Below are 15313 nucleotides of genomic sequence, written 5' to 3'. Positions count from 1 at the left end.
CTATAAAATGAACGTGTTCCGATGTATTTAACAAAACTTTCACCAACCTTTTTCAGAATCGGTTTGATGCAAAAGGGCTGCCCGCACATCTGCAATCAGGTACAATGTGCCGGACACCACCCCCAGATCTTCCGCTTCCGTCCGTGACTTCAATAGATCAAGTGCCTTTGCCCATTCGGGCTCGACGATGATTTCCAGCTCCGGTTTCGCAATGGCGGGACGTACCCGTTCGACGAGCTGCAGCAATTTGGCTGCATCCATTTTGCGTCGGAAATCTGGCTCGGTCAGGATCAGCGTATCCACTAGTGGCAGTATATGCTGCAAATACGCTTCGTGATGCTTATTCGCCAGCATGCCCATCATCAAAATTAACTTGTTGTGAGGATATACGTCGATAATGCTCTTGGCCAGCGATTCGGCCCCCTCCGGATTATGTGCACCATCCAGAATAATGCGGGGCTGATCAACCACTTTCTCGAACCGTCCTGCCCAGAAGGCATGTTCCAGTCCAAGCGCAATATCTTCATCATCCAGCATAAATGCCATGTATTGGCGAAGCAACTCCAGTACCATAAGTGCGCCCGCTGCATTGTCGCATTGATGTACACCCTGCATGCGAATACGGGCGTCCAGATCACGGAACGGTCCTGTAAAATGAAAAGATTGTCCGTTCTCATCACTGTCCAGTCTATGATAGGAGAAACGATCTCCCGCCAGATACACGGTTGAACGCAGCCGCTCTGCCGTCTCCTGGATCACCTTCACAGCCTCTGGCTGCGTGGCACAGGTAACAACGGGTACCCCCGCCTTAATAATACCTGCCTTCTCTCCAGCAATCGCCTCAATCGTATCTCCCAGTACATCCGTATGGTCCATACCGATATTAGTAATGACCGATACCACGGGTGTAACAATATTCGTTACGTCCATCCTTCCCCCGAGCCCTGTCTCCCATACCACAATGTCCGGGTAGCACTCTTCCGCATAATACAGAAGGGCGATTGCTGTAGAAACCTCAAACATCGTAGGTGATCCAAGGGGAGTTGAAGCCATCTCTTGAACCAATGGATAAAGCCGGTTTGAAAGTTTGAGCAACGTTTCTTCCGGGATATCCTCACCGTTGTACTGAAAACGGTTTGTGAATTTGGTGATATAAGGGGATGTAAACGTTCCAACATCATATCCCGCCTGAAGAAGCACTGACGTCAAAAAAGCGCAAGTCGAACCTTTGCCGTTCGTTCCCGCGACATGAATAAATTTGAGACGCTGGTGAGGATTGCCCAGCAATGACATCAATCCCTCGATTCGTTCCAATCCAGGTCGGATGCCAAAAGGAATAAGGCCATTGATCCAGTTCACAGCCTCGTCATAGGTAAGTAAAGGAGATGCTATTTCTGTCCCGTTAAGTTCCGTCATATGATTCACCTTTAGTTTGAGTTTGGTTGAAAAAAGCGGCCGGATGGCGCAGAAGCACTCCATCCGACCCGAATATATTAACCTTTCAGTTCCTTGATTCGTGCAATCACCTTATCCCGTTTATCGGAATAGTCCGCTTGCTTGGCGCGCTCTTCTTCAATAACTTTGGCAGGAGCCTTGGCAACAAAGCCTTCGTTCGCCAACTTTTTCTCCACACGGAGTACTTCGCCCTCAAGGTTCTGCAACTCTTTCTCCAGACGAGCCACTTCCTGATCAATATCAATAAGACCCGCCAGCGGCAAGTACAGCTCAGCCCCAGTAATGATAGCAGTCATTGCTTTATCCGGTGAGCTCAGATCCAGGCCGCTGTCGAACTCGGACGTATTACAGAAACGTTTGATGTAATGGCTGTTGCGTTCAATGATGCTGGATGTCTCTGCGTTGTTCGCTTTCACCATTAATTCAATTTTCTTGCTCATTGGTACGTTTACTTCTGCACGGATGTTTCGCACTGCACGAATGGTATCCATAAGCAGGTTCATCTCGGCAACCGCTTCTGGGTTCTCCAACGCAGGGTCATACACCGGCCAGGAAGCCAACGTAATCGTCTCGCCTTCATGCGGTAGATGCTGCCAGATCTCTTCCGAAATGTACGGCATGAAAGGATGAATCAGGCGCATAGTCTGATCCAGCACATAAGCAAGCACCGATTGTGTTTTCTTCTTGGCAACCGGATCTTCCCCATAGAAGGACAACTTCGCAAATTCAATATACCAGTCACACAGGTCATCCCAAATAAAGTTATACAGCAAACGGCCTGTTTCTCCAAATTCATATGCTTCGATTAGACGCGTAATATCACGAGAAGTTTCGTTCAGGCGGTGCAAAATCCAGTAATCCGCTGTTCCGAGGTCTCCACTAATATCACGATCTTCATAGGTGAACCCTTCCAGATTCATCAAAGCGAAGCGCGATGCATTCCAGATTTTATTGGCAAAGTTACGAGCCTGTTCAACCCGCTCCCAGCGGAAACGGAGATCCTGACCCGGAGTGCTGCTTGTAGAGATCATGTAACGCATTGCATCCGCACCATATTTCTCAATCACATCCAGCGGATCAACACCATTGCCTAGCGATTTGGACATCTTCCGTCCGTCTGCATCACGAACAAGACCGTGCATCAGCACATCCTTGAACGGAACCTCTTCCGTGAACTCCAGAGCGGTAAAGATCATACGCGCCACCCAGAAATAAATAATGTCATACCCTGTTACGAGTACACTTGTCGGGTAGTAACGTTTCAGATCTTCCGTATCTTCCGGCCAGCCTAATGTAGAGAATGGCCATAATGCGGAGCTGAACCATGTATCCAGAACGTCTTCATCCTGTCTCAGCTTGCGTCCAGCGTATTCTGGCAATGTTGTCGGATCTTCAGCAGATACAATAACTTCTCCAGTCTCCTCGTCGTACCAGGCAGGAATACGATGACCCCACCACAATTGACGAGAGATACACCAGTCACGAACATTCTCGATCCAGTTCAGATACGTTTTCTCAAAACGATCCGGAACAAAATGAACCCCTTCACCGCTTTGTTGCTTCTCAATCGCTTTTTCCGCGAGTGGCTTCATCTCAACAAACCACTGTGTCGACAAATACGGCTCAACGACAGCTCCTGTACGTTCGCTGTGTCCAACCTGATGCGTATGATCCTCGATGTTGATCAATACGCCCTGTTCTTGCAGGTCGGCAACAATCTGCTTACGGCAGTCGCTGCGATCCAGTCCCTGATATTTGCCTGCTTCGGCATTCATCGTACCCGTCTCATCCATCACCGTAATCTGTGGCAGATCATGACGAAGGCCCACTTCGAAGTCATTCGGATCATGAGCAGGCGTAATTTTCACGGCGCCGCTTCCGAAATCTTTATCAACATACTCATCTGCAATAACCGGAATTTCGCGTCCGATAATAGGCAGAACAAGCACCTTGCCAATCATATCTGCGTAACGCTCATCCTTCGGATGAACAGCAACTGCCGTATCTCCCAGCATCGTTTCCGGGCGAGTTGTCGCTACTGTAACATACCCACTTCCGTCTTTGAGCGGATAACGCAGATGGTACAAGTGACCCTGAACTTCTTTATATTCAACCTCAATGTCGGACAGTGCAGTCCGGTTCACCGGGTCCCAGTTAATAATTCGTTTGCCTCGATAAATGAGGCCTTTTTCATACAGTTGAACAAACACTTTACGTACAGCCTGGGATAGACCTTCGTCCAGTGTAAAACGTTCACGCGAGTAATCGAGCGACAAGCCCATTTTGCCCCATTGCTGACGAATAGTTGTTGCGTATTGATCCTTCCAGTCCCATACCTTCTCCAAGAACTTTTCGCGTCCCAGATCATAACGAGTCTGACCTTCTTCACGCAATTTCTGCTCTACTTTAGTTTGTGTAGCAATACCTGCATGGTCAGAACCCGGCAGCCACAGTGCATCATAGCCCTGCATCCGCTTGGTACGAATCAGAATATCCTGCAGTGTAAAATCGAGCGCATGCCCGATATGGAGCATTCCGGTTACGTTCGGGGGTGGAATTACAATCGTATAAGGTTCAGCATCTTTACGCTGACCCGCCTTAAAATATCCATTTTCCATCCAAGTGGAATACCATTTTTGTTCCGCAGCTTTCGGATCATATGTGGTTGGCATTTCTGTTGCAGCTGAATTTTTTTGTTCAGACATGTGTCATTCCTCCGTTACTTATTCATCATCGCCAAAAAACAAAAAAACCTTTCATCCATCAAAGGACGAAAGGTTAGCTTTCGCGGTACCACCTTTGTTTCACGCAGATAAAAAGATAGACTACCCCTTCTATACTTACGTGACACTTCAAGCAGATAACGGCTGCGACCGGCCCATCCTACCTTAGGAATGAATGATACTAAAGTTACTCATCCCTTGTATTCAAACAGGCAACTCCCGGGCGACTTCGATCAGTTGGTTCCTACGGAATTTCCCAGCGCTACAATTCCGCTCTCTGAAAGGTCATACTGTCTACTACTCCCGATCCACGTTGTTCTTCAAAAAACCTAAACACATCATACCCTGCCCGTGCCCGATAGTCAACCTGACAACAGCGGAAAAAGCGCGCTGCAATGCAGGTTGAGGGCAGACAAAGCAAAAACCCGCCATCCTCAAGGGATCACGGGTCGAAATGGTCATTAAACCTGCCTACAGGTTAAGGGATATATAGAATCTGTCCTTCCTCCACAACCTGTTCGGAAAGACGATTATACAACTGGAGCTCTCGGGTACTTAACTGATATCGGTCTGCAATGGTATCGAGCGTCTCTTCACGCTGTACAATGCATAACTTTACTTTACGGAACGGGGTCTGGTCGACAATGGTGCCGAGAAACAGGTTCTTCCACTCGACATCTTCAGGCTGATATGCTTCTTCCTGCAGGACTCCAGCAAGTGCCTCTTGCTCTCGTTCTGCCTCCGCCTCCCGTGTTACTCTGCCAGAGGATAACAAGGAGGAGATGCCTACGCCCTCTTCCTGTTTGGGTGCAGATTCTCTCTTGCTGCCAAAAGCAACCTTAAGCTCCGGCTTGTCTTCCGTCTCAGCCACAGGTTCAGGGATAAACGATTCTTTTTCAGCGGGCTCATTCGTCTCTACCGCTTCAAGAGGAGGTCTGTCTTCCTCCGAAATTTCCGATTCAGACGCTGCAAAGACATCCTGCCAGTTCTCTGACTGCGAACTTGCCGGAACATCTGCAACTGCGTGCTCCTCCTGCTTTGGTTCAGATCGAGCAGATTCAAAATGCCATACGTCCGGTGCTGCCAGTTCATCCGAATGCTGCAGTTCCAGTTTGGAATCGGCCTGCTCCGAATTCCTTAAGTTCGTATGTAAGGTCTCGACGGAAGGCTCGGACCAAACAGACTGCTCTTCAGCCAGAGGAAGCAAAGGCTCAGATTCAGGGTAAGAAGCCAACCTGTCGGCTGTCTCCGCCAAAAAAGACGAAACTGGAGAAGGCGTATCGGACAACACATTCGCTTGCGCTTCATCCACCTTGTCCCTCAAGGACGAGGACTCTTCGTTTTCAGCTACTATTTTGCTTTGCTCCGCGTTCCCATCCCCTTGCTGCCAGGACTGAAACTGTTCGGAAGAAGCTTGAAATAGATGTTCCTGCTGCAGCTCCTCTTCGCTCCGTTGAAGCAGATACTCCTGAGCAAAAGCATTGGGATAGCTGCCTGTCTGCTCTGTTTCAGCGGAACGGTCGCCCTGCTGAGGGTCGGGCGAATGTACAACGGTAAACTCATCTGCTGACCAGACCTGCGGTTCCTCCACGGGAAAGCCCTCAATACCGCGAAGTGACAATACCCCTGTAATGTTTAGACTTCGGTTGGATAACAAATCGACATCAAAATTTTCGATCTCAATGGAAATATCCTCAAGCGATCTTACCCGGTTCAGGGGTACCGTGATCTCCACCGGAATAAAATGTTTGAGTTCCTCCGAGATCTCGTTCTCTCCCCGATACGCACCTGTTAGCAAAAGATGGCCTCGCAATGTTGCATGATCATCCTGACCTATCACCTGAATGCGGGGATATAACTCAATTTCCTCCAGTTCCTCAATTGCAGGGACTCCCTCTGACAAATGAACGCGCTCATAAATATCGAACCGCAAACCATAAGGTTGATTCAACAAAGGTGGCGTCCTCCTTTCGGCATATGTTCACCATGATCCTTCTCATGGGACTGATCCATGGTCCAAATCCTTCGTTACCCCATCTATATGCCTTGAATGAGATGAGCATGCCACCTTTTATGCAAACCTTCCCAGTTTATTGGTCCTTGCCTTTACGTTGTGCCAGTTGTTCGAAATCCTGTGGCCAAGGGTCTGCCACTTCAATTCGTGCCCCTGTCAGTGGATGACTAAAAATCAGTGTCTCACCGTGGAGCGCCTGCCGACCAATAGAATCCCTTCTGCCTCCGTATAACTCATCTCCAACGAGGGGATGTCCCACATAACTTAAATGCACCCGAATCTGGTGTGTGCGCCCTGTATCCAGTGTCAGCCTGATAAGGGTCGCCCTATCCCATACCTCTACGATCTCTACGTGAGTTACAGCGTCCTGCCCACCTTCAGAGACACGTCTGCGCTGCTTGTGATGCCTGTCCTTCCCAATCGGAGCATCAATCCTATTCAGCTCCGTGGATATCTTACCGCCTGCAATGGCGACATAATGCCGTCCAATGTCTTTACGCCGCATGGCTTCATCCAGTTTGGTGAGAGCAAAAGCATTTTTGGCATATAAAACAGGCCCAGTTGTGTCCTCATCCAGACGGTGAACATGGCGTACATTCGCCTGAACCCCATTCATTTCGTAATAGGAGGCCACCGCGTGATCCAGCGTAATAGCTTGATCCGTTCGGCTTCCATCGGGATGAAGCTTCATTCCGGCCGGTTTGTGCACAACCAGACAGAAGTCATCTTCATACAGAACATCGATATCCGCCCAACGCGGTTCAACATCGATCGGCTGAGACGCAAAAAGGGCCAGCCGAAGCCGGTCCCCTGCGAGTTGTATGCCCTGGTTGGTCTTTAGCTGACGCAACATTTTTTCTGGTAACTGAAGCTCAGACAAGAGCCATTGTTCTGCAGCCGTTTGCCTGTCTGAACTGCCTGTCACCGCTTTGCCTGGCATCAGCTCAAGCCATTCCCCACGGCGTTTCCAACTTTTAATGGTCATAGTGATTGAAGAGCCTTACGGTTCGCCTCAATCGTATCGTCAATATCCTGCTCCGTATGCACGCCAGAGACAAACATACCTTCGTATTGGGAAGGAGCAACACTTACACCCTGATCAATCATGGCCGCAAAGTAACGACGGAATTGATCCAGATTGCTTTCTTTGGCAATATCATAATTCGTAACTGGAACTGCACTGAAAAATGGACATACCATCGAACCAACACGGTTAATTGTTATGGCTACGCCGGTCTCCACTGCATTCTTTTCAAACCCAGCCTGCAAGCGTGCAGACAATGTCTCCAGACGATCATAGACCTCCGGTGTCAACAATTTGAGTGTGGTATAACCTGCTGCCATAGCCAGCGGATTACCGCTCAGTGTACCTGCTTGATAGATTGGTCCGGTCGGAGCAATCTGTTCCATCAGATCACGTCTGCCGCCATAAGCGCCCACCGGAAGCCCGCCACCGATCACTTTACCCAGACAAGTCAGGTCAGGTGTAACGCCATATCGTCCCTGTGCACAGTTCAACCCTACACGGAAACCAGTCATGACTTCGTCAAAAATGAGCAAACTGCCGTATTGCGACGTCAAATTGCGCAGGCCTTCAAGGAAACCCGAAACGGGTGGTACAACTCCCATATTACCTGCAACAGGTTCCACAATGACAGCAGCCAGTTCTTCACCATAACGTTCAAAAGCAAGCTTCACCGACTCCAGGTCATTGTATGGGACCGTAATCGTATTTATAGCCACACCTTCAGGAACACCAGGGCTGTCAGGCAGACCCAGTGTCGCTACACCAGAACCTGCTTTGATCAGCAAGCTATCGGCATGCCCATGGTATGATCCTTCAAACTTCAAAATTTTACTGCGTCCGGTTACACCACGTGCCAACCGAATCGCACTCATGGTTGCTTCCGTACCGGAATTCACCATTCGTACAATATCGATCGAAGGCACACGCTCACAGACGAGTTTAGCCATCTCTGTCTCCAGCAGTGTTGGCGCACCAAAACTTGTTCCTTTAAGGGCTGTCTCACGCAAAGCTTCTACAACGTCAGGATGCGCATGTCCCATAATAAGCGGACCCCAGGATCCCACATAATCAATAAAAACATTGCCATCAATATCATAAATTTTGGAGCCTTCTCCGCGCTCTGCATAGATTGGGGTAAGCCCGACCGATTTGAACGCCCGAACGGGACTGTTCACACCCCCAGGTATGTACTGCTTGGCTTCTTCAAATGCGCTGCGTGAGCGCTCATCATTGCGACGAGTTCCTTGTTGTGCAGTCATGAACATCCTCCTTAGTGATGAGGCCCCTCCAAACCTATTGGAGGAGCCTATTATATAATTTTGATAAACCTTAATCCGCTTTGTTCGTCCTTGCTGTTATGGGAGCAAGCTATTATTTCTCGGCCAACCAGCGTGAAGCGTCTTTTCCGTAGTACGTAATAATCATATCTGCACCCGCACGTTTCATACTCAGCAGAATTTCCATGGCCACTTTTTTCTCATCAATCCAGCCTTGAATCGCCGCTGCCTTCACCATGGCATACTCTCCACTTACGTTGTAAGCAACCAGTGGAAGATCGAATTGGTCCTTGATCGTACGCATGACATCCAGATAGGACAGTGAAGGTTTCACCATCAACATGTCCGCTCCTTCAAGCACATCGGTTTCGGCTTCACGCAATGCTTCACGAGCGTTCGCCGGGTCCATCTGATACGACTTGCGATCTCCAAATTGTGGCGTGGAGTCCGCAGCTTCGCGGAATGGACCATAGAATGCCGACGCATATTTTACGGAGTAGGACATAATCGGAATATGACTAAAACCATTCTCATCCAGTCCGGCACGGATCGCTTGGACAAATCCATCCATCATGTTGGATGGTGCAATGATGTCCGCTCCAGCTTTGGCCTGGGATACCGCTGTTTTCACGAGCAGCTCCAGTGATTCGTCATTGAGAACATCTCCGCAAATGTGACCGTCCACTTCCACGGTGTGCACCATACCACAATGACCGTGATCCGTGAATTCGCACAGACAGGTATCAGCCACAACGAGCAGCTCAGGATACCAGGACTTAATCAGCTTCGTTGCTTCCTGTACAATGCCATCTTCTGCGAATCCAGACGAACCAACACTGTCTTTGGTTTCGGGAATACCGAATAAGAGCACAGCTGGAATACCCAGATCGGCAATCTCCTTCACTTCTTCCTGCAGACGATCCAGCGAGAAGCGGAATACGCCCGGCATGGATTTGATTTCGGATTTTACATTTTCACCATAAGTAACATAGATAGGTTGGATAAAGTCATCCACAGTCAAATGGGTCTCTCTTACCATATTGCGAATACCTGTGGATTGACGTAAACGGCGATGCCGCACAATTGGAAAACTCATACGTGTGAAACCTCCCTGAATAGTGATGTGGAGCAAAAAGCGAAGCGCGCCGGTATCGTAACGAATTCAGCACGCTTCATCTATCGATTGCGGTTCAATTTATATGTTTAACGGGGAAATGCAGCTTCTGTGGCAGGCTTTCGTTTCCACTCAGACAACACAGAAATCAGACTCTCAATGGTTGCTTCTTCAGCCATCATTGTGACCTTCAAGCCTGCTGCTTCTGCCGTCTTCGCTGTAACAGGCCCGATACATGCAACCTCTACATTTTCCAATAAAGGCAAGGGGTCCTGCAATCCCATCCGTTTCAGAATGCTCATAAAATTGGTGACGGTAGATGAACTTGTGAAGGTCATCGCATGAATGCCGCCCTCTTCAAGCAGCTTCAGCAGTTCATCGTCATCCTCGCCAGCCAGAATGGTGTCATAGATAATCGCCTCGGTAACCAGAAGTCCTCGTTCCCTTAACTGTTCAGGCAACCAGGAGCGTGCGAGATCTCCATGCGGTAAAAGAACCCTTTGCCCTTCCTTCAGTTCACTTTCAAAAGCTTCAAGCATACCTTCGGCCTGAAATGGTCCTTGGATGACTTCCGCAACGATACCATATCTACGCAAAGCATCCCCAGTTGAAGGCCCCACCGCCGCAACTCTCGCTTGATGAATGGAGCGAATATCTTTCCCCTGTTGCTGCAAATGACGGAAGAAGAATTCCACCCCGTTTACACTCGTGAAAAATACCCAGTCAAACGTATTTAACGCACCAAAGGCCTGTTTGACACTTTCCTGTGCCGACTCCCCTGATGGCATCACGGTCTCAATTACCGGAAACTCGTAAGGTTCACCGCCAAGTTCCTCGATCCGGTTCACCAATTCACTAGCCTGACTGCGTGCCCGCGTTACCAAAATGCGTTTGCCAAACAGCGGCAGTGCTTCCGCCCATTTCAACTGTTCGCGCTGGTTCACCACCTCACCAACTACAATGACAGCGGGTGGTTGAAAATTCGCAGCGATGACTTTTGCTTCGATATCTTCAAGCGTACCTGTGATCGTATCTTGCTCTGCTCTTGTGCCCCAGCGAATCAATGCCACTGGTGTTTGCGCCGGGCGTCCGTGACGAATCAACTGTTCGCTGATATATCCAATTTTGGATACGCCCATCATAAATACCAGTGTACCTGTTGCATTCGTCACTTTATCCCAATGAATACTGCGGTCAAGCTTGTCCGGACTCTCATGCCCCGTAATGATGGAAATAGAGGAAGCATAGTCGCGGTGGGTCACAGGTATTCCAGCGTAAGCAGGTACACTTATTGCTGAGGTTACACCAGGTACGATTTCAAAAGGAACGTCGTTTTTGCGCAGCAGATCAGCCTCTTCACCCACGCGTCCGAATATCGTCGGGTCTCCCCCTTTAAGCCGGACCACAACTTTGCCTTCCAGTGCGAGATCAACCAGCAGCTGGTTGATTTCTTCCTGCTTCATCGTATGTCGATCCGGCCGTTTACCCACATATATCTTAACCGCGCCGGGCTTCATTTGTTTGAGTAATCTTGGACTAGCCAACCGATCGTAAACAACAGCATCCGCTCGACCGATCGATTCCCAGCCTTTTACCGTAATCAGCTTGGCGTCACCTGGACCTGCACCAACCAAAAAGACCTTCCCCACCATGTCTTCATCCCCTAACTTCTGCCAGTATCTGCTCTGCTCCCCGTTCAATCAATCTCCAAGCCACTTCTTCTCCAAGACGAACCGGATCTTTGCCCGTCATCGCTTCTTTAAGAATCAGTCCACCGTCTGGCGTACCGACCATACCTGTTAATTGTAACGTGTTTTGTCCATTCGGGGAATCTGCATCTTGCTGTGGCACCCATACGGCATGAGCTCCAATCGGAACCTGACAGCCCCCATTCAACACACTAAGGAAGCGACGTTCAGCCAACACAGGAAATGCGGTTTCCGGATCGTTATACAACTGCAACAGATGGAGCAGTTCGGCATCATCTTCACGGCATTCAATGCCGAGCGCACCCTGACCAACTGCGGGAAGACAAGCTTCCTCTGACAGATACTCCGTAATCCGATCCTGCCAGCCCATTCGATACAAACCAGCGGCAGCCAAAATAATAGCGTCCAAACCTTCTGTCTCCAGCTTGCGCAGACGGGAATCAATATTGCCACGAAGCGATTCGAGTTGCAAATCCGGACGGTATGCTTTCAGTTGACTAGATCGACGCAGACTGCTCGTCCCCACTCTTGCACCTTCTGGCAATTGATCCAATGTGAGTCCACCATTCGAAATCAGTGCATCACGAGGATCCGCACGACGCGGAACAGCCCCGTTCGTCAACCCTTCGGGCAGCTCAGAAGGCATATCCTTCATGCTATGAACAGCCATATCAATCGTGCGATCCATCATCGCCTGTTCAATCTCTTTGACAAATAGTCCTTTGCCTCCGACTTTGGACAGGGTTACGTCGAGAATCAAATCTCCTTTTGTAACAATTTTATGTACTTCAAAATCAAAAGCTAATCCTTCCCGTTCACAAATATCACGTAAATCTTGAATTACATGGCCTGTCTGGGTCAAAGCAAGTGCGCTTTGTCTGCTTCCCACTTTAATTGTCCGCATGTCTACACGTCCTCCTGATTATGGGATATCCAGTCCCCAATTTGTTCTTCGGTCCACCACTCAAACTGACCTGTACGGATCTCTTCCAGCACATCCATTTCGGTTAAACGACGAAGTAATTTAGCTCTGACACCTGAAGAAGATACACGTGCCTTTACTTCCATCCTCATCTGATACAAAAATTCAATATATGTCTCGTACTCATCTCCGAATTGCTGCTCCAAGGTGTCACGAATTTCTGCTGCGGCCACGGGTCCTGCCCCAGCGGTTGATATCGCAATGCTCAGTCTTCCACGCCTGACCACACTTGGTGTAATAAAGGTGCTACGCTCAGAAGATATGGCGTCATTAACCAGTATACCCGCATCTTCAGCTTCTTGGACAACAGCTGTGTTCACTTCAATATGGTCCGTTGCTGCATATACGAGAAAGGCCCCCCGCAAATCTCCATTGCGGTAGGACCGGGCCAGCCATTGAATTCGGGAATCATGATGCAATTGTTGTAACGTTGGCGTAACTTCCGGACTAATCACCTTGATTTGCGCTTCCGCATGAAGCAAACCTTTTATTTTCCGTTCAGCAACACGTCCGCCTCCAACCACGCAGCAGGATTTCCCTGATATATCCACAAATATTGGCGTGTACCGTTCCATCCCCTTCACTCTCCCGTCCAACGATGAAACGCTGAATACGCATTGGATAAAAAACTGATAATGACAAAGCCGTATCCGATCAGCGTCCATCTCGCCATAATAACTGTGGAAAACTGTTTTCTTCTCTTAAAGACGAAATATCCCACATAGATCGCTATGGCCAGTCCCGTTGCAATAACCTTGAGATCCAAGAGCAGGCTCCAGCGCGTTTCAGCTACAATGGACAATACCGCGAGCATGATAGAAACACCAAGAAGTGGTGTGCCTATCAGTGTAGCCCCATCCATATATTTGCCGATCACTTCGAGGCTCGGCAGACGGCGTACGGTATCATTCCATTTCTTATTCTTCAGCTTACGGTGCAAGAACAGATATAACATTGCAAATACAGCACCCACCGTCAGAGCCGCAAAACCAAGATTGGCCAACGTAATATGCATAATAAGCAATCCATGCACAGTCTGCCAGTTATGCAGAGATATCTCACCTGCTGTAAACCACAATCGGTTCAACACCGTAACGGAGAAACCTACCACGTTCAGCAATAAAATGACAAATTCGGAACGCTGAATACGAGTCATTACCAGAGACATCAACACAATACTAAATGAAAAGATAAACAAAAAATCAAACGTGGTGTAGATTGGAAAATGCCCTTCAGTTAACATACGTAAAATGACATGGAACACCTGAAGTGCCCACACAACAACAAGAAACCCTGTGCCTGTCCGCTTCGCCCCCGCATTGCGTCGAATGCAGTCCGAGAAATAGAACAGTAGGCTCAGGGCATACATATAGATTAAAGCTTCATAGATTTGTTCAGCTAGGGTCAAGCTGCCCACCCGCCTTATACGCCTGCCGGAGCATAAGCCGGCACGGGGTCTTGCCGGGAATCGTTAAGATGAACGGCATCCGGTTTGCGCAGAGCCGTCGCATCACTCTGACTTACTTTCTCAGCGGCCACCTCTACTGCATCCTCCAGAGCAAAGATCTGAGTAAACATGCGCAGCGCTTCATCACCGTGCTTGGTACCCGCCATTTCCTTAATCCGGTTAATCGGATCTGTCGTCATTTGATTGACGATGCTTTTCGTCAGACGGCGGATAACTTTACGTTGATGTTCATCCAGTTCAGGCAATTTATTAAACAGACTATCCATCGTCTCTTCATGAATGGAAGCACCTTTTTCCTGCAATGCCCGAATGACAGGACGAACGCCCAAGGTTTTGAGCCATTGATAATAATCTTCCATCTCAAGTTCAATCATTTTCTCGATCTTAGCAGCTTCTACCTTACGCATCTCCAGATTGCTCTCCACGATTCCTTCCAAATCATCAATATCATAAAGGAATACATTGGATAACTCGCCGATTGCCGGATCAATATCCCGTGGAACAGCAATATCAATGAGGAACAGTGGACGCGATTGACGACGCTTCATGCTCTCCCGAACAACAGTGGCATCCAGTACATATCTTTCGGCCCCCGTCGAACTGATGACAATATCAACCTCGTTCAGTCGTTCTAGTGCCTGTTCCATCGTACAAGGGGTCCCCCGAAACTTCGCTGCCAATTCCTCAGCACGCGCAAGTGTCCGATTCGCCACAATGACTTCGGAGGCTCCGTTGGTATACAGGTGTTTTACTGTAAGTTCACTCATTTTGCCGGCACCAAGAATCAGCACCTTCTTATCCGTGAACATACCAAAGATACGCTTGCCTAGTTCTACAGCAGCATAACTTACAGATACCGCACTCTCTCCGATCGAAGTCTCCGAATGTGCCCGTTTGCCCAATGTAACAGCCTGTTTGAACAGCATGTTAAACCAGGTCCCCGTAGCTTTCTCTTCCTGTGCTTTGAAAAAAGCCTGTTTCACCTGTCCAAGAATCTGAGTCTCGCCAATAACCATTGAGTCCAGCCCACAAATGACACGGAACAAATGGCGCATGGCTTGATCATCTTCATATATATATAAGTGTTGCGTAAATTCTTCCCGCGGAACATTAAACCATTGTTCCATGAACGTCCGAATAAAATAACCACACATGTGAAGACGGTCTACCACAACATACAACTCGGTACGGTTACATGTGGCTACGATTACACCTTCCAATACACTCTTGGTCAGCTTGAGCTGCTGCAGCGCTTCAGACAAGTCCTTTTCTGCAAATGTGAATCGTTCCCTAACCTCTACAGGCGCCGTGCGATAATTCAAACCAACGACAACGATGTGCATTGCAAGTTCACCTGCCTAATAAATTTCCAATCAAAGTGTTTTCTACATATGTTCATCCATTTATGATTGACATGGTTAATTATATCACACATCCATAGTATGACTGGGCCATTTTTATGAAATGTTTATGAAATCCCCATGTAAATCATCTTATGCATTGTCATTTATTGTAGTGTCTCACCAATCTTCACCGTTATGCGT

At 48.5% G+C, this 15313-nt stretch carries 11 protein-coding genes and 1 other annotated feature; all 11 genes read right to left on the bottom strand.

Annotated features, from left to right (window positions below; all coding sequences use genetic code 11):
- Positions 1-39: 39 nt before the first annotated feature.
- Positions 40-1416 carry a bifunctional folylpolyglutamate synthase/dihydrofolate synthase gene (locus CS562_RS21100; RefSeq protein ID WP_076290781.1) on the bottom strand — a complete coding sequence of 459 codons (1377 nt, stop codon included), beginning with the start codon at positions 1414-1416 and terminating at the stop codon, positions 40-42.
- 77 nt (positions 1417-1493) lie between these two features.
- Positions 1494-4160, bottom strand: a complete 2667-nt coding sequence (locus CS562_RS21095; RefSeq protein ID WP_076290782.1) for a valine--tRNA ligase — start codon at positions 4158-4160, stop codon at positions 1494-1496.
- 58 nt (positions 4161-4218) lie between these two features.
- Positions 4219-4498: a binding site (T-box leader), on the bottom strand.
- Positions 4499-4656: 158 nt separating this feature from the next.
- Positions 4657-6132 (bottom strand): LysM peptidoglycan-binding domain-containing protein, encoded by a 1476-nt coding sequence (locus tag CS562_RS21090; protein ID WP_099858124.1) that lies wholly within the window; start codon positions 6130-6132, stop codon positions 4657-4659.
- A gap of 136 nt (positions 6133-6268) precedes the next feature.
- On the bottom strand, positions 6269-7177 hold the full coding sequence (locus CS562_RS21085) for an RluA family pseudouridine synthase (RefSeq protein WP_076290784.1): 909 nt from the start codon (positions 7175-7177) through the stop codon (positions 6269-6271).
- Positions 7174-8478 carry a glutamate-1-semialdehyde 2,1-aminomutase gene (gene hemL / locus CS562_RS21080; protein WP_099858123.1) on the bottom strand — a complete coding sequence of 435 codons (1305 nt, stop codon included), beginning with the start codon at positions 8476-8478 and terminating at the stop codon, positions 7174-7176. Before hemL ends, CS562_RS21085 begins: the two co-directional genes overlap by 4 nt.
- A gap of 112 nt (positions 8479-8590) precedes the next feature.
- On the bottom strand, positions 8591-9592 hold the full coding sequence (gene hemB / locus CS562_RS21075) for a porphobilinogen synthase (protein WP_079696601.1): 1002 nt from the start codon (positions 9590-9592) through the stop codon (positions 8591-8593).
- 107 nt (positions 9593-9699) lie between these two features.
- Complete coding sequence (cobA, locus tag CS562_RS21070) at positions 9700-11262, bottom strand: uroporphyrinogen-III C-methyltransferase (protein ID WP_076290787.1); 1563 nt, start codon at positions 11260-11262, stop codon at positions 9700-9702.
- Positions 11263-11266: 4 nt separating this feature from the next.
- Positions 11267-12223, bottom strand: a complete 957-nt coding sequence (hemC, locus tag CS562_RS21065; protein WP_099858122.1) for a hydroxymethylbilane synthase — start codon at positions 12221-12223, stop codon at positions 11267-11269.
- Positions 12224-12225: 2 nt separating this feature from the next.
- The gene (locus CS562_RS21060; RefSeq protein WP_099858121.1) at positions 12226-12876 is read right to left on the bottom strand and encodes a precorrin-2 dehydrogenase/sirohydrochlorin ferrochelatase family protein; all 651 of its coding nucleotides are present in this window, start codon (positions 12874-12876) and stop codon (positions 12226-12228) included.
- 5 nt (positions 12877-12881) lie between these two features.
- A complete protein-coding gene (gene ccsA, locus CS562_RS21055) occupies positions 12882-13709 on the bottom strand; it encodes a cytochrome c biogenesis protein CcsA (RefSeq protein ID WP_371121670.1) in 828 nt (275 codons plus the stop codon).
- A 14-nt stretch (positions 13710-13723) separates the two neighbouring features.
- The gene (gene hemA, locus CS562_RS21050; RefSeq protein WP_076290790.1) at positions 13724-15112 is read right to left on the bottom strand and encodes a glutamyl-tRNA reductase; all 1389 of its coding nucleotides are present in this window, start codon (positions 15110-15112) and stop codon (positions 13724-13726) included.
- Positions 15113-15313 lie beyond the last annotated feature (201 nt).

It is taken from the genome of Paenibacillus sp. LK1 (assembly GCF_002750415.1).
GTDB classification, from domain to species: domain Bacteria; phylum Bacillota; class Bacilli; order Paenibacillales; family Paenibacillaceae; genus Paenibacillus; species Paenibacillus taichungensis.
This window is presented reverse-complemented; position numbering and strand designations above follow the sequence as displayed.

Coding starts and splice junctions, on each gene's coding strand:
- cobA (WP_076290787.1), bottom strand. CDS start 11,262: ATGGTGGGGAAGGTCTTTTTGGTTGGTGCAGGTCCAGGTGACGCCAAG.
- CS562_RS21060 (WP_099858121.1), bottom strand. CDS start 12,876: ATGGAACGGTACACGCCAATATTTGTGGATATATCAGGGAAATCCTGC.
- hemC (WP_099858122.1), bottom strand. CDS start 12,223: ATGCGGACAATTAAAGTGGGAAGCAGACAAAGCGCACTTGCTTTGACC.
- CS562_RS21085 (WP_076290784.1), bottom strand. CDS start 7,177: ATGACCATTAAAAGTTGGAAACGCCGTGGGGAATGGCTTGAGCTGATG.
- hemL (WP_099858123.1), bottom strand. CDS start 8,478: ATGACTGCACAACAAGGAACTCGTCGCAATGATGAGCGCTCACGCAGC.
- CS562_RS21100 (WP_076290781.1), bottom strand. CDS start 1,416: ATGACGGAACTTAACGGGACAGAAATAGCATCTCCTTTACTTACCTAT.
- hemA (WP_076290790.1), bottom strand. CDS start 15,112: ATGCACATCGTTGTCGTTGGTTTGAATTATCGCACGGCGCCTGTAGAG.
- CS562_RS21095 (WP_076290782.1), bottom strand. CDS start 4,160: ATGTCTGAACAAAAAAATTCAGCTGCAACAGAAATGCCAACCACATAT.
- hemB (WP_079696601.1), bottom strand. CDS start 9,592: ATGAGTTTTCCAATTGTGCGGCATCGCCGTTTACGTCAATCCACAGGT.